The 20,958-nt window shown below is 60.1% G+C and carries 21 protein-coding genes; 14 read left to right on the top strand and 7 right to left on the bottom strand.

Annotated elements, in window-relative coordinates:
* Nucleotides 1-292: 292 nt before the first annotated feature.
* The 5 genes from PT931_RS13525 to PT931_RS13545 all read right to left on the bottom strand — a co-directional run bounded on the left by PT931_RS13525 (nucleotide 293) and on the right by PT931_RS13545 (nucleotide 10,891).
* Nucleotides 293-5,989 carry a hypothetical protein gene (locus PT931_RS13525; protein ID WP_456246070.1) on the bottom strand — a complete coding sequence of 1,899 codons (5,697 nt, stop codon included), beginning with the start codon at nucleotides 5,987-5,989 and terminating at the stop codon, nucleotides 293-295.
* Entirely contained in the window at nucleotides 5,990-6,274 is a 285-nt protein-coding gene (locus PT931_RS13530) for a hypothetical protein (RefSeq protein ID WP_456246071.1), read from the bottom strand.
* A gap of 472 nt (nucleotides 6,275-6,746) precedes the next feature.
* The gene (locus PT931_RS13535; protein WP_456246072.1) at nucleotides 6,747-6,938 is read right to left on the bottom strand and encodes a holin; all 192 of its coding nucleotides are present in this window, start codon (nucleotides 6,936-6,938) and stop codon (nucleotides 6,747-6,749) included.
* A gap of 241 nt (nucleotides 6,939-7,179) precedes the next feature.
* Nucleotides 7,180-9,030, bottom strand: coding sequence for a hypothetical protein (locus PT931_RS13540; protein ID WP_456246073.1), 1,851 nt, complete (start codon nucleotides 9,028-9,030; stop codon nucleotides 7,180-7,182).
* A 4-nt stretch (nucleotides 9,031-9,034) separates the two neighbouring features.
* Nucleotides 9,035-10,891 (bottom strand): hypothetical protein, encoded by a 1,857-nt coding sequence (locus tag PT931_RS13545; protein ID WP_456246074.1) that lies wholly within the window; start codon nucleotides 10,889-10,891, stop codon nucleotides 9,035-9,037.
* 2,037 nt (nucleotides 10,892-12,928) lie between these two features.
* On the opposite strand from PT931_RS13545, the gene PT931_RS13550 reads away from it, so the two are divergent.
* The 12 genes from PT931_RS13550 (at nucleotide 12,929) to PT931_RS13605 (ending at nucleotide 17,387) form a co-directional block, all read left to right on the top strand.
* Nucleotides 12,929-13,219, top strand: coding sequence for a hypothetical protein (locus PT931_RS13550; RefSeq protein WP_456246075.1), 291 nt, complete (start codon nucleotides 12,929-12,931; stop codon nucleotides 13,217-13,219).
* A gap of 93 nt (nucleotides 13,220-13,312) precedes the next feature.
* Nucleotides 13,313-13,972, top strand: coding sequence for a hypothetical protein (locus PT931_RS13555; RefSeq protein WP_456246076.1), 660 nt, complete (start codon nucleotides 13,313-13,315; stop codon nucleotides 13,970-13,972).
* A gap of 340 nt (nucleotides 13,973-14,312) precedes the next feature.
* Nucleotides 14,313-14,549 (top strand): hypothetical protein, encoded by a 237-nt coding sequence (locus PT931_RS13560; RefSeq protein WP_456246077.1) that lies wholly within the window; start codon nucleotides 14,313-14,315, stop codon nucleotides 14,547-14,549.
* 95 nt (nucleotides 14,550-14,644) lie between these two features.
* Nucleotides 14,645-14,959 carry a hypothetical protein gene (locus PT931_RS13565; protein WP_456246078.1) on the top strand — a complete coding sequence of 105 codons (315 nt, stop codon included), beginning with the start codon at nucleotides 14,645-14,647 and terminating at the stop codon, nucleotides 14,957-14,959.
* A 74-nt stretch (nucleotides 14,960-15,033) separates the two neighbouring features.
* Complete coding sequence (locus PT931_RS13570) at nucleotides 15,034-15,303, top strand: hypothetical protein (protein ID WP_456246079.1); 270 nt, start codon at nucleotides 15,034-15,036, stop codon at nucleotides 15,301-15,303.
* A complete protein-coding gene (locus tag PT931_RS13575; RefSeq protein ID WP_456246080.1) occupies nucleotides 15,300-15,542 on the top strand; it encodes a hypothetical protein in 243 nt (80 codons plus the stop codon). The genes PT931_RS13570 and PT931_RS13575 overlap by 4 nt, the downstream gene beginning before the upstream one ends.
* Nucleotides 15,543-15,617: 75 nt before the next feature.
* Nucleotides 15,618-15,950, top strand: a complete 333-nt coding sequence (locus PT931_RS13580; RefSeq protein ID WP_456246081.1) for a hypothetical protein — start codon at nucleotides 15,618-15,620, stop codon at nucleotides 15,948-15,950.
* Nucleotides 15,947-16,324 (top strand): hypothetical protein, encoded by a 378-nt coding sequence (locus tag PT931_RS13585; RefSeq protein WP_456246082.1) that lies wholly within the window; start codon nucleotides 15,947-15,949, stop codon nucleotides 16,322-16,324. Before PT931_RS13580 ends, PT931_RS13585 begins: the two co-directional genes overlap by 4 nt.
* A gap of 3 nt (nucleotides 16,325-16,327) precedes the next feature.
* On the top strand, nucleotides 16,328-16,519 hold the full coding sequence (locus PT931_RS13590; protein ID WP_456246083.1) for a hypothetical protein: 192 nt from the start codon (nucleotides 16,328-16,330) through the stop codon (nucleotides 16,517-16,519).
* A gap of 82 nt (nucleotides 16,520-16,601) precedes the next feature.
* Nucleotides 16,602-16,859, top strand: coding sequence for a hypothetical protein (locus PT931_RS13595; protein ID WP_456246084.1), 258 nt, complete (start codon nucleotides 16,602-16,604; stop codon nucleotides 16,857-16,859).
* Nucleotides 16,859-17,083, top strand: a complete 225-nt coding sequence (locus tag PT931_RS13600) for a hypothetical protein (RefSeq protein WP_456246085.1) — start codon at nucleotides 16,859-16,861, stop codon at nucleotides 17,081-17,083. The genes PT931_RS13595 and PT931_RS13600 overlap by 1 nt, the downstream gene beginning before the upstream one ends.
* An 82-nt stretch (nucleotides 17,084-17,165) precedes the next feature.
* Nucleotides 17,166-17,387 (top strand): hypothetical protein, encoded by a 222-nt coding sequence (locus PT931_RS13605; protein ID WP_456246086.1) that lies wholly within the window; start codon nucleotides 17,166-17,168, stop codon nucleotides 17,385-17,387.
* A 46-nt stretch (nucleotides 17,388-17,433) separates the two neighbouring features.
* Here the strand turns inward: PT931_RS13605 and PT931_RS13610 are convergent, their stop codons facing one another.
* Nucleotides 17,434-17,619, bottom strand: coding sequence for a DUF397 domain-containing protein (locus PT931_RS13610; RefSeq protein ID WP_456246087.1), 186 nt, complete (start codon nucleotides 17,617-17,619; stop codon nucleotides 17,434-17,436).
* The gene (locus PT931_RS13615) at nucleotides 17,612-18,445 is read right to left on the bottom strand and encodes a helix-turn-helix domain-containing protein (protein WP_456246088.1); all 834 of its coding nucleotides are present in this window, start codon (nucleotides 18,443-18,445) and stop codon (nucleotides 17,612-17,614) included. The genes PT931_RS13610 and PT931_RS13615 overlap by 8 nt, the downstream gene beginning before the upstream one ends.
* 836 nt (nucleotides 18,446-19,281) lie before the next feature.
* On the opposite strand from PT931_RS13615, the gene PT931_RS13620 reads away from it, so the two are divergent.
* On the top strand, nucleotides 19,282-20,139 hold the full coding sequence (locus PT931_RS13620; RefSeq protein ID WP_456246089.1) for a hypothetical protein: 858 nt from the start codon (nucleotides 19,282-19,284) through the stop codon (nucleotides 20,137-20,139).
* A 228-nt stretch (nucleotides 20,140-20,367) separates the two neighbouring features.
* Entirely contained in the window at nucleotides 20,368-20,769 is a 402-nt protein-coding gene (locus PT931_RS13625) for a hypothetical protein (protein WP_456246090.1), read from the top strand.
* Nucleotides 20,770-20,958 lie beyond the last annotated feature (189 nt).

Raw genomic sequence — 20,958 nt, forward strand, 5'->3', positions numbered from 1 at the left:
CCGCTAGGAGCCTCTTCTTTTCGTAGTCGGACAGCGGCCCCTTGGCCAGGTCCACGGGCGTGTTCGGCTTGGGTTCGTCGTCGAGGAGACCACGGGGCCTCTGCCAGCCCGGGGCCTGCGGCGGGGGCTCGTCCTGGACGATGGGCGGAGGGACTGGCGGGGCCTGTCGCTTCCGGTTGAGTACGTCCTGAGCTGTCTCCTCCGCCGCGTCGGGCGGGGGTGGGGGTGGCGGTTTGACCGGGCCTGGCTTTTCTAGGCCCTTGTCTAGCGCTTCGCGCATACGCCACCCCCCTTAGTCCACTGTCAGATCGTCGTGTGAAAGCCACCGGTGATACAGGGCACCGAAAGCCGTGTTGGCTTCCACAATGCCGAAGCGGGTAACTTCCCACTCCTGCCGCAGCCAAGCCGCCTTTTTCGAATCCAAAGCCTTGTAGCCGTAGGCGTTCATCTGGTCCCGCACCGACTGGCGGGCCTGCAAGTAGTCAGAGAGACCACGGATGTCGTCCCGCTGAAGTAGGGTCGTGTCCGAGGCAATGCCCTTCATGGCAAGCATCGTTGAGAGCTGCTTGCTGCGGTCCGAGGTCGAGTAGTCCTTGAACCAGGGCGACACTTCCTCAGCGCCCGTACTCGGGTTAACCCAGGTGTTGAACTTCATCACCCAGTTATCCCTAAGGCCCTTCAAGTCCTCAGCGCCCTTAGCGTTGACCGTCTTCAAACCCCGGACAGCCAACTCATTCGTCAGAGCGTCCTGAAGCTTGCCGTACCGCATCCACGTCTGACGTACCTGCAAATCCTCTACCGACTCCGACAGGGTCATTGCCTGCCGCATCCGGACGTCGGAGCCCTTCGTCATGGGCTGGCCGAGCTGCCAGTTATAGACGCTCCGGTTGAACTCTCCAGCACCATCGGCCCCCACAATCAGGGGGGCGAACTCCGGGTACTTTCCAACCAGATCCGCGTACTTCTGGTAGCCCTTGAAAGAGTTCATCGTTGCTGGGCTTCCGGCAATGTTTCTGCTCGCAGCCATCGTCAATCCGAAGAACTCTTTGCCGTAGTCCTGGTAGAACCGGGCATCGGCCTCACGGCCATACGACGCCTGGTAGTGACGGTAGGAGTCAATGTACGGCTGGTAAGGCGACTTGAACTGAGTCGAGGCCGGAGAAGCGAAAGCGACCATGAACCGCAGCCATTTCATGTGAGCCGAAAGGGCCGTGGCTTCCTGAATGGTCGGAGGCTTGTTCCTGGTACCCCGCGAGTACTCGACCAACTCCGCCTGATAGATGGCAAGAGCCTGCATCTTGTTCGACTGGTCGTCATCTTCACTGAAGGCGTTCCAAGCCGTCCGCACCGTTGAAGGGGCAACCGACGTCCACGGACTAGCGGTAGGCCCCATCGGGAGGATGAACTTGTTAATCATCACGTTGTCGCTGAACTCCGGGTTGGAGTTCAGGAACAACGCCGTGGGCAAAGCCACCATCGGGCCAGCCGTCGGCAAATTCAGGAACACGTTCAGGTTGTCCTTGTTGATGAGCACCGGGGTTTTGACGTCCACCCCGTACAGCCATTTGCCCATCTGCCTACCGAGCGAGTCGGGCAGGTTGATGTGCACATAGCGGGACTCGCCAACCAGGCCCTTGTCGATCTCGACCTGCTGCCCGTTCTCCATGGCGTACCAATGCTCTTCACCATCCTTGACGATGAGCAGGTTTCCATGCTCGTCCTGAATCATGCCGTTGCGTTCCGGTGCCTGCCAGAAGTTGTAAATCTGGATGGCCTTCAGCGGGTTGTTCAACGCCAATTCCCCATAGGTCTTGGCACTGTCCAGAATGGCTGAGGAGAACGGCATGATGAACCGAGTCGAGGAAGCAAGGTCACTGCGGAACGTCGTGTCATAGAACAAGTGCCTGACGTCCGCCATCGCCATATCCCGAGCATGGGCCTGAATCTTCGTAACAGCCTCAGCCGAATACGTCTCGCCCTTGGTCGAAGCCCAGAAGTCGGCGTTGTCGACGCCTTCCTTCAGGTGGTACTGATACCGCTCCGACGCCGCAGGGAAACGACTGATTCGGTCCATGGGCTTGTCCATGAACTCACTAGTGAACTTGTCCGCGAACTTGCGCAGCATCTCAACAAAGGGGCCGTTGCCCATCGAGTAGTCAATAGACGCACCATGCACCTGCGGCATGGGCTCACCCTCTGGGATCACCTTGACGAAGTCACGGTATTCAGCCGTACCGTCAAGAGCCTTAGCCCTCAGGGCCTGGCCCTCCGGGGTGTCGGCCGCCGGGAAGTACCGGTCAACCATGGCCTTCACGGTCGAGGGACGCTGAGTGTAGTTCGACTCCTCATGCCCCATGCGGTCCACGTAGGCCCGCCCGGCTGGGGTGCGTTCCATCCAGTCAATAGCGTCGTCAACGGTCTGCAACTCGCCCCGCAAGAACTTCTTCCCCAAGGTGTCATTGGCGATCTGACGATTCATAGCCCGTTCCAGCGCGGCAGAGTACCCGGTCATTTCCGGGGTGTACGTCTGCCACCCGTCACCAGCCATAGTGACCATGCGCTGAACCTGGGTGTTGGCCAACTCCGAGGCGTAGTTGTCGTCACGACCCCGGGCCTGCATACGAGCCCGGAACTGCTGGCCGTCCTGCCCTTCGAAAGCGCCCTCGAACTTGACCGGCCCCTCAGCGGTGTGAAGGGTCACTCCGGTTGAACCCGTCGTCTGCCAGTCCTTGGTACGAGTCGCATACCTGTGCGACGCGGATGGCTTAATGGCGTGCTTCTCGTCCAGGAGCTTGCGCTTAGCGGTAGCAATGGACAGGGAAACTGACCCGTCCGGAGAGTGCCGCATGTAGAGAAGCGTGTCCGGCCGTAGCAGGTCATCGGCGTTCGCAACCACATAGTCATACAGGTTGTCGGTGGACAGGTGATTGCCCTCCGGATGAAGCCTGAACCGCCGAGACTTCGAAAGGGTGAAGTTATCGGTCGGCTGCCCGTCAAACTTGGGCTCATGGCCGGTGAACGGGTCCACAATGTTTGAGCCCCGCAGATCCGAACCGGTCTTTCCCTGCTGGCCCTTGATGGTCCGGTTAGTCAGGTCATCCAAGATTTCCTGCTGCCACTGCGGCTGACGGTACTTGTCTTTACCCATGCGCCACATGGCAAGGTCCGTCATCGCGTGCACATAGGTGCGGGAAATCTGCTTGGCCTTCGCCACGTCCGTGGTAGCGGACATGGCATCCTGGTAGGCCTGCAAGAAGGTGGCTTCCTCGAAAGGCAGATCCCCGATGTGGACCCCGTGGAACTCGACAGAGTTCAGGTACACGTCTAGAGGCATGGCGCCATCCGCAAACGCCGCCGTGTACGTCTTGTATTGCGTCGTCGGCTGGGAGGTGCCCTTCGTCATCGTCGGAGCCCCAACATGCTGGGCGCCACCAATCGGGGGAGCTTCACGCCTGGGAGCCTTGTTGTACGAAAGGTCACCACCGAGAATCACGTTACCGGGAGCCGCTGCAACCGCATTGGCCGGCACGTTCTCGATCGTGGACCAATCATTGTCCTTGGCCCTGATAGCCTTCCGTTCCTGCCGACGCTCCCCGAGAGTCTTCAAGTCCCGGGTTCGATTCAGGGCAGCGTTCTTAACACCGGTAACCCCGTCGGCCAGCAACCGCCAGCCAGACCACTTGAAAGACGCCCTCAGAAGGTCGTCGGAAAGGTTGCGCGGCAACTGAGCGAACCGGGTCAAGGCAAGGTTCTTCCACACCTGAGTAACACGGTCCGCATTGTTGACGAGTCCCGTCGTGACGGTGCCGACAGCCCGGTTGCCGGTAGCAAGTGCCTTGTCCCCAAGGGTGTCCCACGGCTGCGCGGGCGTACCCCGACGCAGCCAACCGAGCTGGGCGGAGAAGCCCCGCCAGTCCGTCATCGGAACCTGTTCGGTGAGCTGAGATTCCAGCACGGGCCGGTTGGCTTCCCCAACATCAAGCTTGAGCTTGCGGGTCGGCATCAACAGCGGGTTCATGTCCGGGTCATTTGCCACCAGGTAGCTATGCGGCAGGTCTCCGGAGGCAATCTTGTCTTCCACGTCCTGGGCGTACTTCTTCGCCAACTCGGCCTTCGCGTAGTTGCCTTCCCTGACATACTGCTGCGCGATTTTGCGCAGCTCGGCCGGCAGGTACTTCCGCGACGAGTTCAGAGCCGACGACAGGGAAGCCCTGCGGGCCGCAATCTGGGGAATGACCTCTTCAACCTGAGCTTTGGTCCAACCGTGCTTAGCGGCGATGGACTGGAGGGCTGCGCCCTCGCCCATCTCAATGGCCTCTTTACGGGCCAGCGGGCTCCCGGCTTCCGCGTACTTCTTCACCCAGAAGTCAACCTGTTCCGGGGACATGCCACTTCTCTGCCAGTTGGACCGGACGTAGTTGACTGTGTTGGTCTCGTCGTACAGGTCAACCATTTTCGCATAGCCCTGACTGGGCATGCCGAGCTTGACGGCCTTGACAGCGATCTTCCCAGCCACGTTCAGGCCCGCTGTAATGGCCTTAGCGCCGAGTTCAACGCCCGGGGCTACAGCCTTACCCACTGGGCCGAGTTTGCCCGTCACAACCTGACTCAGGGCCTTCGCGTCATCAGCCCCCAGGTAAGACACGTCCATAACGGAGTACTGGAAGCCTGCACGGAGCTGGCCCCACTTACCCGGGTCCGGCATGTACTGGCCAACAAGGGCACCCTGAACCTTCGCCGGCACATACCCGTCCTGCACCATCGAGTCGAGGAGAGCCCGAGTAGCGGTGTCCGCCTGGGCAAGGCTCATGTCCGTAGCGGCCTGCGAAAGGCCATTGCGGAGAGTCGCTTCATTCAAAGCGCTCTGTCCGTACTTGCGGGACATGGCGTAGCCATACCGGGAAGACTCAGAAGCCAACCGGGCAAGAGCATCGGGGTCACCCACCGACGCCATCAGAATATTGTGAAAGTCGCTGTAGGTGCCGTTCTTCGCAGCGTCCGTCAGGAGCACAGACAGCGGGGCACCCTTAGTAGTGGCCGGCATCGTCGCAAGGCGGAAATGCTCAGAGCTGGGCGCAGCGGCGGCAACGGCGTGAAGCCGGTCCACGTACGAACCGGAGCCAGCCGAGGCTTCCCGCATAGCGATGCCCTCTGCCGAGTTGAGGAACTTCGCCCCAACCTTCAGCTTCCCGACATTCTTCAACTGGCCGCCGGGGGCAAGGTTCAACGGGTCTAGGGCGATATTGCCCACGAAGTCGATCGAGCCCGACATCCACTTTTCCCAACCCGCGCCTTCAGCCGTCTGCGGGTTACCCACATACCTCATCTTGCCCTCGATGGTGCGAGGATCAGCACCACCCAGAAGATACGTTGTCGCCTGGCCCCAAGAGGCCTTACGCGTGTCATTCCAGGCCTGGCGCCACGTCTCCCAGTCCGTAGTAGCCACAAGCGACGGCAGAGCAAACGGGTTACCCGAGTCCCAACCGGCCTTAGCCGCGAACGCGTACGTCCCGAGAGCCCGCGAGAAAACGTCATGGTAGAGCCAGTTGTCTGCTTCGATGATTTCGTTACCGCCCGGAATCAGCGTCGTTCCAGCCTCAAAAAATCCACCAGCCGAACCGGCCAGCTCGCCCACACCCCGCGAGAACGAATCCCAGCCGGAGTCAACACGGCGCATCTCGCCAGTACGGGAATCCCGGAACATAGGCTGCGACGCACCAGCCGACATGGTAGACAGCATTCCCACGCTGCCAAGAATGTCCCGGTACGCCGCCAGGCCCGACAGGAAACCATTCTCCACACCCGCAGCGATCTTCGGGGCGGCCTTCTCCGCGTTGGTCCGGGAGTAGCCGCCGAAGTCGAAACCGCCAGCGGAGATACCGGCAAAGTCAGTGACACCGCCGATGCCCTGCTGCTGCTCTTGCGGCTTGAACTCCGCCTTCTCATCGAAGTAGTTCCACATGTCCGAGAACCAGCTACCGATCCCCACCTAGACCACCGCCCGCAGAGCGCGCACATAGATGCGCAGAGCCGGCGAACTGCCGGGCATGTTGGCAAGGAGCTCCATCGTCTGGAGCTGGTTGCGGTACCGGGCCAAGGTCGCCGGGTCATCGATAGCGAGGGAAGCCATGTCCGGGCCGGGGCCTGCATCGGCCCCAGAGGTGATCGGCTCCCCTGGTCGCTGACTGGGTGCGTCGAGGCCGACCACCCGGGACAGCTCGGCCGACATCATCGCCGGGTCTCCACCGCCGCCAGGCGCGGCGGCCTGAGCCATGGGTGCACCCTGCTGGTCGGACCTGAAAGTCTGCTGTTCCCCGTATTCGGCGTTCGGTATTGACCGAACAGGCTGCCCGGGTCCGCCGTCAGTGCGCTGGGACAGAGCACCGGGCGGGGAGACGGGGGCAGGGTGAGCCGGGGCCTGATATCCGCCGCGTCCAGCCATCACGACCACCCCCGATAAAGTCTTTCGCTAAAGTCTTTTTCAGTGAGGCACCCCCGAAAAGGTGCCTCACTCTCGCTAAGGGAGAGCTTCGATATCCGCTCTAGTGCGATCAGCAAAAGCTGTGCGGTCGGCCTCCCAGCGTGCATGAGCCCCACAGAGGAGGCCCAAATCAGAAAAGAAGTCCTCGACGGTAGCGGCCAGATTCTCAGCGAAACTGCAAACAATCCAGGCCGCGTTCCACGGGGAGAACTTCACAGGCAGAGGCGTGACGGAATCCTCGTCCTCGTCAGTCATCGGCATACCCCTAACCCTCAGCCTCCGGGTCGAGCTTCTTGATAGCCGCCAGGACCGACAGGAGGGCGGCAAAACCCGAGACGGAAAGAGCCATCTTCCAATCAACATTGAAAAGGCCCGTCGCGTTGGCAGTCAGGAAAGACGCCAGGGACGCGGAAAAGGTTGTGACGGCCTTCAGGAAGGCCCGCTTGGCGAAAGTCATCACGCCCCCGCATTCCCCTGAGGATGCGCAACCTTGTTCGCTGCGCCACTGTTCCCGGGGGTGCCCGGGGTGTTCTTGGTCGTAATGCCGTAGTCGACACGGCCCGGAATGGTCACGTTGTCGGTCGGGTCGCCACTACCCGGGGAAGTGCCACGGAAAGGGGCCGGAGTCGGGGCCGAAGAAGCACAAGTGCCCTCCTTGGACTTACCCGGGAGGGGATTCATGTCGGACATGGTTACTCCTATCCAGTACCCCGACGACGGAGCACAGACGCAGACATTGAAGGCTTACCGGCACCCGTTAGTCCGGCTGCCATGACTTGGAGATCAGGACGCCCACCAGGTGCCATGCCAGCCTGCCCCTGGGGGACTCCACGCATGAGACCAGAAGGAGAAAGCCCACCAGCAAGGCCACCCATAGAATCGCCGCCAGGGCCAGTACCAGGAGGCCCGCCCGGACCCATTTCGCCCCCTGGGGGTGGCGCAGGAGCCAGGCTTGTATCGACCTGTGGAGCGAACGCAGACGAGACCACATCCTCAATCGCCTTACCCTTCTGAAGCCCGTGGATGATCGCAGCGAGTTTCATAACGGCTTCTGAGGGGTCCATGCCGCTTTGTGCCATGGCCGGAATAGCCTGCACATACGCGTAAACACCCTGCATCAGGGCTTCACGGGTATTTTCAAGAGTGATGCGGTTCAGCTCGCTCGTGACGTCCATTTCGAACGGGAGCTGCCGCATGAAAAAGTCTTTAGAAATAGCACCAGCACCAAGAAGCTGGAGGAGAAGCACAGCGGCACGGTTCGGGTCGAGGCCGGCAGCAAAACCGTACATGACCGAAGAATGATACTCACCCTTGATATCCTTAGCGGGGGAATAGTCAATCTCAAACGGGGTGCCGTTCTGCGTACCACGGACGTTCTTGACCGTGTCCGGCCAATACAGCTCATCCATTTTGAAACACATCGCAATGATGCGCTCAAAGGCCTCAGCAAAGCACTGCTGCGCCGCCTTCACCTGCGTGTCCATGGTTCCGGTCAGAGCCTCAACGCCCTTACCGGTAATGATGGAAGCCTTCAGGTTTCCCTGCCGAGCTGCCGGGTAACGCGCACCCTGCTGCATTTCATTAAGTAGGAGCTGCTCTTCCTGGAACGCGGACGGGGGGATATTCAAATCCACCCGGTGAATGTCCTTGGCGTTGTTGCTCCGAATACGAGCATCGGGCCCCATGGCGAACTCCTGCACATCGGCAGGAATAGCGATGGGAGCCTGCACGGCCTTAGTGATCGCTTCCAGGTTCAACTTGCTGAGAATGTCGCGGGCCTGCTGGACATAAATCACGCTGTCGAACTGGCCCTGATAGTCCTCGTTGTCCAGGCCCCAGCGACGGGCCAGAACAACCGGGCATTCCTTCAGTCTGTTCTCAGCCGAGGTCAGAAACACGGGTTCGCCGGCCACCATCATGAGACTGACCTGGTCGGCATCCATGTAGCGGATCAGCTCGACCTGGCCCCGGGCACCAAACTGGCCCGACTTTCCCACACGCATGATCTGATCCGCGTACTCCGGGAACTGAACGGCCAACTTATCGGCCTCGCTGAAGTAGCGCCGCGTGTAAGAAATGATCCGGTTGTACCGGTCAACTTCCGCGTAGCCGCCCATCGCATCCTCTACGGTGATGCGGGGCAGCTTGTTCTTAAAGTCAGGCTCGATGATGAACACACCGACGCCGTAAGTAATGTGCTGGTCGGCAGCCATAAACATTTGCACATCAAGGCGGGAATGCTGGAAATAGTTCCGAGCAATCTTCGACCTCTTATCGGCAAACCTCTTAGCCGAGTCCGAAGACATAGACGCAGACGACGTATTGATTGCCGGAAGAGGGGCAATCAGCTCCGCCAAGTCGCGGGCGCATACGTCCACGAAATTAGCAATGATCGGCTTTTCAAGCCCCTCGACCGCCAAGTCAGGGAAAAGGAGATGCATGTTTCCCTGGCGAACCGTCTTTACGTCCCGCCACACCTGATCGGTTGCGGCATAGCGCCGCTGGAGGTCACGGCACTTCTTCAAAACACCCGTTGGGCCTAGTGCCATGGGATCACCTCTGCATCTGGACCGCCGCAAAGTCATTCAAGTTCACGACGATTTGCTGAGCCTTCCCGCGATTAGTGAGGAAGCGGTTAGGTGCAAAATTGTGCTCACGCTTATTACCTGCCGCAATGACCAACTCTCGTGCACGGATCTCAGCGAACCAGAGAGCCATAACCGCATCCGTTTTACCCTTGGTCTGCGGCTGCCACGTAATCAGCTGGTCCACGAGCATTCGAACGGGCTCGGCACGCGTAGACGGAAGGTTAATCAGCTTCTGACTGAATAGCGGGGCCATTGAGGCAACGCCCCATTCAACGTCCATTTTGTTTCGGCCTGTGAAGTGCTCCGCGAGGATAATGCCCCTTGACCCCAGCCATTTGTTCAATTCGGGGTCTTGGGTGAGGAAGATCTGAAACGCGTTCTTCTCAACTCGCCATTCGTGAATGCCGTAGGAGTCGCTGAGGGTTTTAACTGTTTCGCGTATCCACGTGGGGGTTGGGGCTGTGCGGATCTGCACGTCGAGGACCCAGCGTTGAGACGTTTGCCGGTCGATGGCGAGGACCACCATGGCCGTGTCCCCCGTCATGGCGGGGTCCAGGCCCCCAATGACGTAGAGGCCTTCCATGCCGCGCTCACGGATTCCGGGAACACCAGTGTCGGGGCTCATTTTGCCGCAGAAACGCATTCCGTTGACTGCGGCACGAACATGCTCCGGGGAGAAGATGGCGTCCTCGCTGACGGCCATCTGCTGGTAGCACATGGACCACGTTTTGGCGTCGAGGGCGTTCCGGCGCTTGGCCAGGTATTTCCCGTCCCAGCGGGGGTAGAGCCCATCTTCCCCGGGGACGTCTTTCGAGCCGAGCCACGGAACCGAGTTCTTCGGCCAGAGGGTTACCCAGTCGGCCGGGTCGTCCGCGAACTCAAGCACGGCCGGCGACTTCATGTAGGTCCAGGGCGAGACGCCGAGGGGGTAGCGTTCCCCGTCGAGCAGCTCCCGGTAAAGGTCGATCGAATCAACTCGGGTTCCGACGACTAGGAGTTTCTGGGACGGCCCGAGTCGGGTCATGACTTCCTGCTGCACCCAGCGGAGTTGCTTTTCATACTCGGCGGCGTTTGAAAGAACGACGCAGTCGTCAAGAATGATCAAGTCGGATCGGGCCCCGTACAGGTGCCCGCCAATACCCAGGGCCTGTACTGTGGGGTCCTTCTCGCCGGAGTCGCGTTCGTCTCCACCGAGGTAGATTTGATCCGATGACCAGATGGCGGCATTTTCTTTCCAGCCGCCGACTGGTCCAATGTCCTGGGCAAGCCGGTTGTACTTGGGGTGGTCTAGCCGCGTTTTGATCGAGTACAGGAACTGCTTGGCCATGTCTGCGGACTTGCTGACCACGACCACGCGAATGTTCGGGTCCTTCGCAATGCGCCAGGTGACGTAATTGACGGTTATCGATGTCGACTTCGCATGCTCAGGCGGGGTGTTGATCAGGAGATAGTTCGGCTCACCCTCTTCGTACGTCTGCGCCGGGTGCAAATCCCGGGGCGGGCGTCCTTCAAGCATGTCGAACCACTGCAACTGATGCCACCACAGTTTCTGGCCCAGATACTTCTCGCAGAATTCGGGGAAGTCGGGGACTTCTTTCTTGACGCCCTTACGGAGGGCGTCAACCCGGGCAGCAAACTCAGGGTCATTTCCGCGCCAGAGAGCGTAGGCCTGCATTGTCCGGCCGACACGCTGAACGGCGGCAGACACCGACTCGCCCTTAGCGATGTACATCAGCACGGCCTTTTTCAGATCACCGACTGGTGTTCTCTTGCCGGCGGTTTTGCCGTTCTGCGTTATGCGGACCTGCACCATGTGCACCACACACCCTCCATGCGCGAGGTCACCGCGACGGGTGACCAGAACTCGCGCTGCAACAATCTGCCCTTGACCCGGCCGACTTCGGGGAGTAATCCGTGGAGTGATCCCCACTCGGCCAGCCGGGTTCCCTATGGTGTGATGCGCAATTCTCAGCTCCCTTGACCGCCAACTATTCGGGGCGGAGGAGCGCAACCTAAGAGTGGAGCTTCGTAGCCCCCTGGCTTATTCCACTGAACAAACCCGCTCGGTCAAGGCTCTCACTCAATTAGCCCGCGTCGCCCACAAAGCGACGACGGGCCATTAGTGTTTTCAGCGGCACTCCCTTTACTAACCGACCGAAGGGAGGTTAGTAATACCAGGAGTAAGAATTGGCCGGAATCGCTTCTAGGCTCTTCCGGCCAATTGGGCCAGGAGGAAGGGCCGGAGCCCCACCCCCCTTTATCCCCCCTCCCCGTCGCGCTTGTCGGCGACCCACGGGGAGAAAAATACCCTTCTACCCTTACGCGTTTCACACGGGGATTTTCGCCAAAATAGAACACGCACCCCTCGTGTGATCCTCGTCACACTCCAGAGGCGCAGCCCAGGGGCCATCTCACATCAGGGGCGTCTATGTCCGAATCGGAGCTCAACGGCCACCAGGGGCACGCGTAGACGGGTACACGCATCCACAACGCTCGATCAGAATTATAGGAAATTTACGAGTCGATATATTATACTGTGATGTCCGATTTGTTAAAAGGGTCGGGTCGGTCCGCATGTGTCCACATTTCATTGGGTACCCCCCAAGAATCAGCTTACGATGTGGTACGCACCCATTCAGAAATGTGGAGCTTGCCCCATTTGGGTCGGGTATGTGAATAATGCATATATGTGCCCACGCAATACATGCAGTTGTATCGGCATTAACGCGCGTTCAGTCATATATCACTGATCACAGCCGGATCACGGGCACCTTGTGAATTCCTTCACAAGCGCAGACTAATCCTCTTAGCTTGGGTGCGCCGGGGTGCCTGGCTTGGGTGGCGTGACGTTACTGCTACGTATTGTCGATATGGGCTCTGTGGGCCACGTGGACGGCCTTTCTGGGGTTGCTGCTTCCCTTCCCTCTCGGGTTTTGTTTTAGGCCCTCATTTTGCTTGTCCTAGCATTCTGGACATCGCCCGCTGTGCCCGTATTGAGGTGGTTGCCTTTCCGGGTTGATCATGTATCGGCTGACCGTTCGGCTATTTCCGTATCGGATCTTTGGCCTATTGACGGATCAGGGTCTGTGCCGTACCGCGCGCGTCTTCCTTCTACCTCCGCACCGTCACCCTTGAAAATCTGTGGCCACAAGTGTTGCCACAACCGGACCACGTGTGTTCTCATATTGATGTGCCGCTGAACAAGCGACACGGGGAAATCGAAAGGCCCGGAAGCGCTCCGCTAAGCCACTCAGGCAAGCGTCAGAGCCACCGGAGATCAGGGAGAAGGAGGAAGGCACTACGGCAAGGCCCGGGAGATAGCTCGAAAGGCAACCCGACCGGGGCACTAGTTCTTTGAGAACTCAATAGCGGATAGAGCCAAATCCCCCGGGGGAGAAAACGCGTCGGGATGACGTAGCCACTTCTCACGGGGATGACCTAAAGCGCGACTCAGTGGCAAGAGTGCGTGGCGGGGCTAAGCGGGTTGACTGTGCGATGACATAGCGCAGCTCCGGTTTAGTCGCATTGTTGTTCTTTGGTGGGGCATATCTAATTTGCTCGTGTGCGCTTCCCTTACGTAGCTCCCACTCCCAAATCTTGGGGTGCGTTTCTGAGCTTGGTTGATGCGTACGGCGCGAAAAGTCTGGGCTGACCTATACGGCGGTCCCATATTGGATGTGTCCCACAATGGGGCTGCAATGTCTCAATGTAAAGCAAGTGGAGGAGTGGTTTAAATGCTCGGCAAGATGATTGACGCCTTCGACAGGATGCTGTCTCGCCGTTTCGTGCAATTGGCTGGTCAGCTCGCAGTCTCCGCTTACTGCACGTGTGGGCTGTTCCTTGTGCTGGTGGTGCGGTAGTGGACGTTCAGATGATGCATTCGGACAAGGTCATCCTGGGCATGACTGTGGCAATGATGACCGGTGGCGAGTACACCGACACGTTCGTGGTCAATGACAAGGTGACTGAGAGGGGAACTGTGCGCCTATTCGACGGGCGTGGGGTCGGCTACGTGTACTGGCTCGATGCGGTACCGGTGTGTTGGGTGGCTTGCTGGGCCTGCGAAACGCCCTACCTCGACCCGACGGGGCATGACGACAACTGCCCGAACAACTCGATAGCTGCCCGCATTGGTGGGCTAATTGACTGAAGGGGACACAAGAGGGCTCACTTTCCCTGATGGGACGTGAGCCTTCTTTGATCTGTTCAGCAGTTGAACGGACAAGGGTAAAGGAGAAATGAAATGCTCATCAAGGTTCCCGGTGGCAAGCGTCTCCAGTACATCACGACCACCGTTCGGGACACGTTCGACGGGCCGATCGTGAGCACCAAGGAAACGACCCGCGAGGTGTACGCCAAGCACGTTACGAACGTTAAGTGCGACAAGTGCACGCTCCCCATGGAGGTCGAGGAGGGCTACGTGTCGCCCCGTAGCGGCAGCAAGGCCAAGGGCTGGACGGAAATCGACTTGCACGAGGAGTGCGCCGACGAGATGACCATGAAGGAGTTCCGGGAGCTGTCCCGCGAGGTGACCCCGGCCGTCGTCGGCAACAACAAGCCCGTCAGTGCGCCCCCGGCGGGTACGGGCGGCACGTGGAACAACGCGGAGTTGCGGGCCATCCTGAAGGAGCTGGGGCACAAGGTGAAGGCAACGGGCAGGCTCGCGGAGGACATGGTCGAGATCGGGCGCAAGGCTCTTGACGAGCGGTTGGCGGCGACGAAGCTCCGTGAGTCCCTCATGGCCGGGGGACAGGGACAGGTCTCGGTCGACAGGGACACGACGCACGCCCCCCTGTCGTTGGTCCAGGCCGCCCTGGGCGTGGAGTCGGTGGAGTCCGTCAAGCCGTCCAGCTCCATCCCGGCGAGCGTGGCCGACCCGTTCGCTACCGCCAAGGCGGCCTAGGTAGGCCCGGACCTGAACCGGACACAAGAGGGCTCATCCTTCCGGGGGATGAGTCTTCTTTGATCTGTTCAGATCAAGGGAGGTGTAATGAAAGAGAAGCCGTTTGTGTACTGCCCCTCAGGGGGATGCCAGCGCAAGACCTTCATTCTGCGTAACGGTGCAATGGGTGCCCACAATTGGGCAGGCAGCTCGAAATGCTGGGCTTCCGGGTTGACCCCTGACCAGGCACGGCAGGCTAAGCGCTTCTTCGGCCCCGGTGGGGACACCCTTTACCGGCGTCCCATTCACGAGTCGAAGCGTTTCATCGACAAGTTCGGGCCGAGAGGGCGGGAGTAGGGCCATGTATCAAGTGCAGGCTATTGCATCGTGGCGCTATGAAGACACGTGGGAAGTGAACGGTCATCAGTTGCCCACATTCCACATTGAGGCTGCCTCGCACGTCGAGGCTGCGAAAAAGGCGTACCTGCTGGCCTTCACTACCGGTCGGGACCTGACGCACAAGCGTCTCTCGTGTGGAGTGGTGGACGGGGACGATGTCTACCGGTCCGTCAACATCATAGACGGGGAAGAGGCGTAACCCGCTAGTTCTGTCTGTGCATTCTTCGGCTCAACAATACCCGCAAGGGCTTGTTGGGCCTTTGGTTTGTCCAGCCAATGGAAAGAGGAACAGAAATGGCGATGAACAAGCAGCAGGCTAAGGACGCGATCCTGTCCATGGTCGGCATCGGACAGAACGCGTACGCCGCAATGGCTCAGGTCGAGGAGCGGTCGGGAACGCACAACGAATCCTACCGGGAGGTTTACCGCCAGTACTTGGCCGAGAGGTACCGCCTGGCGGGTTTCCTGTGGGACCACTACGGGTGGGAGGACGAGAACGGTTTCAAGATGTTCGGTACGGCATCCGACATGGCTGCGAAGCTGTGCGTGGGGGACGAGACGTTGGAGAACTTCTGGCCCGTGTTCGAAACGTGGTTCGATTGCGCCTGAGCGGGACTCGGGAGGGCTCACCTTTGTGGGTGAGCCTTGCCAGACTTGTTTAGTCAAAGGAAAGGAATACGAAAATGTACACGGACCTTCGTGATTTCGAACCCGACTTCGTTTTTCAGTACGACAGCAGGGTTTACGGCGAGGTGTGGATCGAGGTGGAAAAGGTTGGGGGCGGGTACGTGGGTGACGAGTACCCCGGCCTTTGGGGGTACCGCATCTGGGACAACCCGGCGGGTGAGGGTGAGCCCTTGACGCAGGGCCGGGACCTGGAGGCCGGTTCGCCCATCAACCACATGGCGGCCGGCAAGACGGCCCTGAACATGTTCGAGGAGGGGGAAGAGTGAACGCGCTTATTGTCGTCACAGACATGCACGGTGCCGACCATGAAGTAGGCCTGTTCCTGGAAAAGGATGGGGTGTGGTGGCACTGCAACACGTGCAAAGTGGAGGTCAACCGGGGTAAGAAGTCGCCGGTGCCCTTCACTGTAGAGAATGCACAGACGTGGCATAATGAGGCCACCGTCAAGGTAACGGCAAAGGCCTGGGTTCTGGGCGAGTGGGTTGAAGTCGAACCGGGTGCCTGAACAAGACACGGGAGGGCTAATCGTGGGGGGCGATTAGCTTTGCCTGACCTGTTCAGTCAAAAGAAAGGCAGGTTAGTGGAGAAGCACGAATTCTCGGCGCATTCCCGTAGGCCGTGGCAGTGCAGGCACTGCGGAGACAGCGAGGACGGGCACCGTGAAAAGCCCGTCACAGTCAGCGGTCGCACTGTGGTCATCGCCGTGCCCCTTCCGGAACAGTTTTCCATGGCCCCTAACCGGTGGATGGTCGTCTGTAACGACTTTTCCGAGTACCAGTGGAAGTACATGGTGACCGAGACCAGCCCAGACCCGGACGGGGTTTGGCGCAACGCTCAGGGGTATTACGATCTGACCCTGACGCAGGCACTCGAAAAGTGCGTGGTCAAGGCCAGGGAGAAGGGGGCCAGGTGAACCAGCCGAAAACGCTCCGCATTGGCGGGGACTGGGAAGAGGGCGCCAACCTGATTGCCCTTGAGGGCCGACCTGTCGCGTTCATGATGCACAACGGCAACATGGTGCACGGGGTGAGCGTCGACCGAGTCGACGTGAAGGACGGGAAGCCCGGCATGGGTTACCGGCTGCGCCTTGAAGCGGGAAGCTCGTGGGTCCCGTTCGAGGCCATTGCTTTCCTGTACGTGTGGTATCCGATGCTCGTCGGGGAAGGTTTCAAGCCGTCGACCCTGCACATGGGTCCACTTCCGGGGAGTATAAATCCCGAGCTGCCGCAGTTCCCGGCAATGCGGGGACGGGTGATGCGCAAGCCAAGAGAAGATTCGGGAGCCTGAACAATGGCCAACTACGTCCGGGTTCAGAAAGCCGACATGGCCGATGTCATCAGCAACGCTGATGAGGTGCAGTTGTCTGAACTCGCCGCACAGCTAGAAATGTACGTGGAAGCCCGCAACGGGGACAGCGGGGACTTCCGGCTGGAATGCCTCGTGGAAGAACTGTGGCGATTCCTCGAAGACCTAGAGGGCTAGTACTGACATGATTTGGTGAGGCACGGACACCCAATAGGTCCGTGCCGACCCATGTCCTGTCAGGACGCAGAAAGGGGAACAGGTGGAACCCGACTGGGATCTGCACAACGAGTACGGCCAGCGCATGGAAGTGGGTGACCCCGCGAACATGCTCATTCTTCCCGAGGATCACTGTGGGTTCGTCATCCGGGAGGTTCGGTTGCCCGGGGGTGACGCCAACCCGGGCGTGGTGGTCGAACTGATGGGCGACGATGACGCCAAGGGTCAGCGGTTGCTTGAGGTGTTCGACCCCGACGTGTTCGGCTACCAGTGGGTGGACCTGAACAAGGAAGAGGACTAGTGCCGTTCAGCGAGGACGATCACGCGGAAGTCATGTTCCTGGCCGAACAGTGGGTGAACGCCAGCGAGACCTACCACGACTGGCAGGCCCGGTTCACGGCGGCAGCCAAGACGGAAGAAGGTCACCGCGAGTTCCTGACTCGCCGGGTCGAGGAGTCCGTAAGCAAGGTTCGGGAAGCAAAGCAGGCCCTCAGCAACTACTTGGACGGCCTGAAAGACAAATAGCACTGCCCTGATTCATTGAGGCCCATCCCGCAAGCCGGGGGTGGGCCTTTTCGTGTCTCGGCAGACAGAAAGAGGTAACACGATGAGGGAAATCAAGGCTGATATTCAGCCCACGCCACCCAACACGATGTTCATCCGGCTGCGGTTCAGTAGGGACGGCCAGGAGCCACAGACAACGGCCAGTCTTTACGATGAAGACGCGGTTCGGAGCAATGCCCTCCTGGCGCTGTCCAGCGGCGTCGTGGACAAGGTGGAGGTACTGACAGCGGATCGGGAGGTGTTCGAGACGTACACCCGTGCCTAGACCGCAAAGAGGCCCCACCCCGTGAAGGGTGGGGCCTCAGCCGGGCTTAGATCTGGTTTGCCTTGAGCCCGGACGTGAAGGTACGGAAGTCGGCGGCGGTGAACACCAAGACCGGGCCGGTAACGTCCTTGCTGTCCCGGACATGCGCCCTGCCCGTGTCATTGGTGGCAACCTCCACGCAGTTGGCACCATCCCCATTCGTGCTCTTGCTGGACCTGCGGAACTCAAGCATGGTAGTGCCTTTCCATTGTGCTGCTGATTAGCTGTCGGGAATCGGTTGCCGAGTGTGCGCATTTCAACAGGTGGTTGAAGGTCGCCTGCGCGGACTCTATTTGGTCCGCACGTTCGTAGTAAATCGCAGCAATGGAACTGTCTTCCGATGCTGTTACTTCGCCGTCGATCTCAAATAGCGCGAATCCGATGCCTCCCGTAATTGATGGGTTGTTAAGAGGAATGATCCTTACATCCACCCATTCGGGCAAGTGCAGCATGTGCGAGAGTTGGCCATGCATTGCTACTGGCCCGCCGAACGGACGGAGTAGTGCGGATTCGTCAATGACGGTGACTATGTCGGGTGGGGTGACCCGGTTTCGTACCGCGTTCCACCGTGCAAGTCTGAATTCTATCCGGTCCTGCAACGTAGCCGGGTCGCTCAGGGGACCGCCCGTTACCGCCGTTGCGTACTCGCGGGTTTGGAATAGGCCGTAAATCATGTTCGGGCTGTACCGCAGAATCCGATGTGACTCTAATTCGTAACTGCATTGCAACTCGTGTGCTGGCGAAACGAGCCCGGACCAAGGCTCAGCAGCCCACCAACCTTTTTCTTTCCCGCGTAACCGGAGGCTTTCGAGTAGCCTTCGCCGTTCTTCAGTGACTTGATAGAGGTCGCAGAGTTCTCTCAATACCCTCGCGCTACCTACGCCACCACCATTCTCATATTTGACTAGCGTTGTCTGCGAGATGCCAGTTTCGTTACTGACGTCGAGCTGGGAAAGGCCTATGGCCTCGCGGTCGCTTCGGAGAAGCCACCCGAGCCGCCTGGCATTCACGGTTGCCATGACCTGAGGCTACCGCCCCTCACCTTGCATGTCTCTGCTGATCGTGCCGAGCCGGGCGGGCTGACTCTGGCGCGTGTTGACCCTTGACACCCTAGTCTGTAGTCCTACAGTCTGGAGTCCTACAGTTGTGACCTAGCGCACTACCAAGATCACAAGCGGTGAAGCGGCCAGGTTGACCGGAGGCACACCCCGGGCAGTCAGGTTGAAACCGAACGAGCTTGGCCAGCCTAGGTCATACCACCGAAGGAGGTGACACAACCATGAGACCCATCTACCTGACCACGGGTGAGGACGAAGACGACGCCGACCTGCCCGACGTGAAGCCCGAGGTCTGCGAGCCCGGGGCCTGCACGTGCCTCATCTCGCTCTGAGGCAACCCCCGCAAGAAGCTGACCCCCGGGGTTGGGCCTAGCGGGCCGAAGAGGGCGGTTCCAGCGGCGAATGCCACCCGAAGATGTAAGCCCGCCAGGTCACCCGGGGGTCCCTCCCCCGCAGGAGTACGGCCATGCGTCCTACGTACATGTGGCTAGCCGTCAAGTACTCGCTTGACGATCCGACCAAGACCCCCACCGATACCCGTTTCTTCGGCACTAAGCCCGAAGCGGTTGCTAAAGCCGCCGAGCTGCGTCAGGGCTGCGGAGATCGGTTCGGGGTCGAGGTAAGACCACCAACCCTCAGGGCTCGCTAGGAGATCCACGCTCGTGCACTTGCAGTACGTACTTCATGTCAGTCGTTCACTGTTCCTCTTCTCTCTCGGCATGGCGGCAGGGTGCTTCATCACCTTGTCCGTCGTCGCGTATCTCTCCTACTGACCAAGATCGATCGTTGAAGGAGGTATGACCAAGTTGTTAAAGACCCTCATCGGAGCCGTAAGCACCGCCGCTGTCATCGCGGCTAGTGCCATCGGCTTCAGCGTCCTGCCCACAGGCGGAGACGCCAGCCCTGGCACCCCGGCGGCCTGTTCCGTCCCGGCAGCTCCGTCGACGAGCGGACCGGCCGAGCCCCCCAGGCCCGCGCCCACGGTCACCACCAGGCCCACCAACCGGCCCACGGAGGTGCCCCCGACCAACCAGCCCACCGCTGGACCGGCCCCAACCACCGCGTACAACGGTCGGGCGTACAGCACCCTTCCCGACGTCACCCCCTCGCCGGTCAAGCCGGTACCGGCGACCACCGGCACCCCGGATAACCCGAAGCCGGCACCCAGCGGGAAGCCCAAGCCCGAGTGGTACGGGCACGACAAGAATCCGTGTGGTTCCGGGCTCATGGCCTACCCCGACCCGGGCCAGACGCACTGCTACAACACGAACTGGAACCTGTACGGCTGGTTCGGCGTCAACGGGTGGTCCACGAACAACACGTTCACGGCCTCCGGCGGCTCGACGTGCCTGTTCAACAACGGGTTCCAGAAGCTCGTCATGCAGCAGGACGGCAACCTTGTTCTGTACGCCACCAGTGACAACTACGTCTACTGGGCGAGCGGCACCAACGGCAATGTCGGCGCCCGCTGGGAGAAACAGTCCAACGGCAACTTGGTGATTTACAAGTTCGGGACCAATACGGTCCTGTGGCAGTCGTACACGGCCGGGGTTCAGAACCCCTACTTCACCTTGCAGGATGACCACAATGTGGTCCTGTACGGCACCAACTGTGGCGGCTGGTGCGCCTACTGGACTACCAACACAGGGTTCTAGGTTTACATGAACTGAGAGGCCCCGAACCCAATGCGGGGCCTCTCTTCATATCCGGGGGGCAAAAGATGAGTAACGACAGTGAATGTGGGGAATGCAGCGACGGAACGGTTTTAACGCAGGATCTGAAATTGCCAGACGGCAAGCCGGTTTTACTATGCGACCCGTGCTTGAAAAGGATTCTTGAAGCCTCCACCAAGAAAGGGGCGAACAGTGCCCACTGACCTTGACGTGACACAGGCAATCCCCATCGTCACCGACACCCCCGAAACCCCGACCGACCCGTTCGCGGACGATGCGGACTTCTGGGCAATCGTTGATCCCAAACCGGAGCCCAAGCGGCACGTGTCCACCAGGGCGACCCGCAAGGCCGCCAGGAAGAAGGTGAAGGCCTCGAACAAGGCCCGCAACGCGGCCACCCGGGAGGCCGCCAAGGCGCTGAAGGCCCTGGAGAAGGCGCGGGAGACTGCCCCCGTCGAGGAGCTGCGCCCCCGGCCCGGCTGGGAGAAGGTGGACGACCCCCGCATGAACGCCTTCATGTCCCTGGGCCTGGCTGGCATGACGGGCTGCGTCCTGTTCTCCCTGGGCTGGGCCGTGGTTGACCGGTTCGTGGGTGGCGGCATCTTCGGCTAGGGCAGGCGCACCGGAACGCCTACTGCACCCCCACGCAGCAGGACCAACGGAAGAGCACCCCCCGACAGGTACGGAGCCCCCCATGGCGATACTGTGCAAGCACTGTGCTAAACCCGTGTACGCCCAGGGCACCCGCTGGGTACACGTGGACAAGAACCTACTGAACTGCACTAAGGCACTGGCACCATG

It is taken from the genome of Longispora urticae, from assembly GCF_053902585.1.

Bases quoted from the DNA above. Each gene is read 5' to 3' on its own strand.
- PT931_RS13530 (WP_456246071.1), bottom strand. From the start codon at position 6,274: ATGGCTCAGGCCGCCGCGCCTGGCGGCGGTGGAGACCCGGCGATGATG.
- PT931_RS13535 (WP_456246072.1), bottom strand. From the start codon at position 6,938: ATGACTTTCGCCAAGCGGGCCTTCCTGAAGGCCGTCACAACCTTTTCC.
- PT931_RS13540 (WP_456246073.1), bottom strand. From the start codon at position 9,030: ATGGCACTAGGCCCAACGGGTGTTTTGAAGAAGTGCCGTGACCTCCAG.
- PT931_RS13555 (WP_456246076.1), top strand. From the start codon at position 13,313: ATGCTCATCAAGGTTCCCGGTGGCAAGCGTCTCCAGTACATCACGACC.
- PT931_RS13560 (WP_456246077.1), top strand. From the start codon at position 14,313: ATGTATCAAGTGCAGGCTATTGCATCGTGGCGCTATGAAGACACGTGG.
- PT931_RS13565 (WP_456246078.1), top strand. From the start codon at position 14,645: ATGGCGATGAACAAGCAGCAGGCTAAGGACGCGATCCTGTCCATGGTC.
- PT931_RS13570 (WP_456246079.1), top strand. From the start codon at position 15,034: ATGTACACGGACCTTCGTGATTTCGAACCCGACTTCGTTTTTCAGTAC.
- PT931_RS13590 (WP_456246083.1), top strand. From the start codon at position 16,328: ATGGCCAACTACGTCCGGGTTCAGAAAGCCGACATGGCCGATGTCATC.
- PT931_RS13605 (WP_456246086.1), top strand. From the start codon at position 17,166: ATGAGGGAAATCAAGGCTGATATTCAGCCCACGCCACCCAACACGATG.
- PT931_RS13610 (WP_456246087.1), bottom strand. From the start codon at position 17,619: ATGCTTGAGTTCCGCAGGTCCAGCAAGAGCACGAATGGGGATGGTGCC.
- PT931_RS13615 (WP_456246088.1), bottom strand. From the start codon at position 18,445: ATGGCAACCGTGAATGCCAGGCGGCTCGGGTGGCTTCTCCGAAGCGAC.
- PT931_RS13620 (WP_456246089.1), top strand. From the start codon at position 19,282: ATGACCAAGTTGTTAAAGACCCTCATCGGAGCCGTAAGCACCGCCGCT.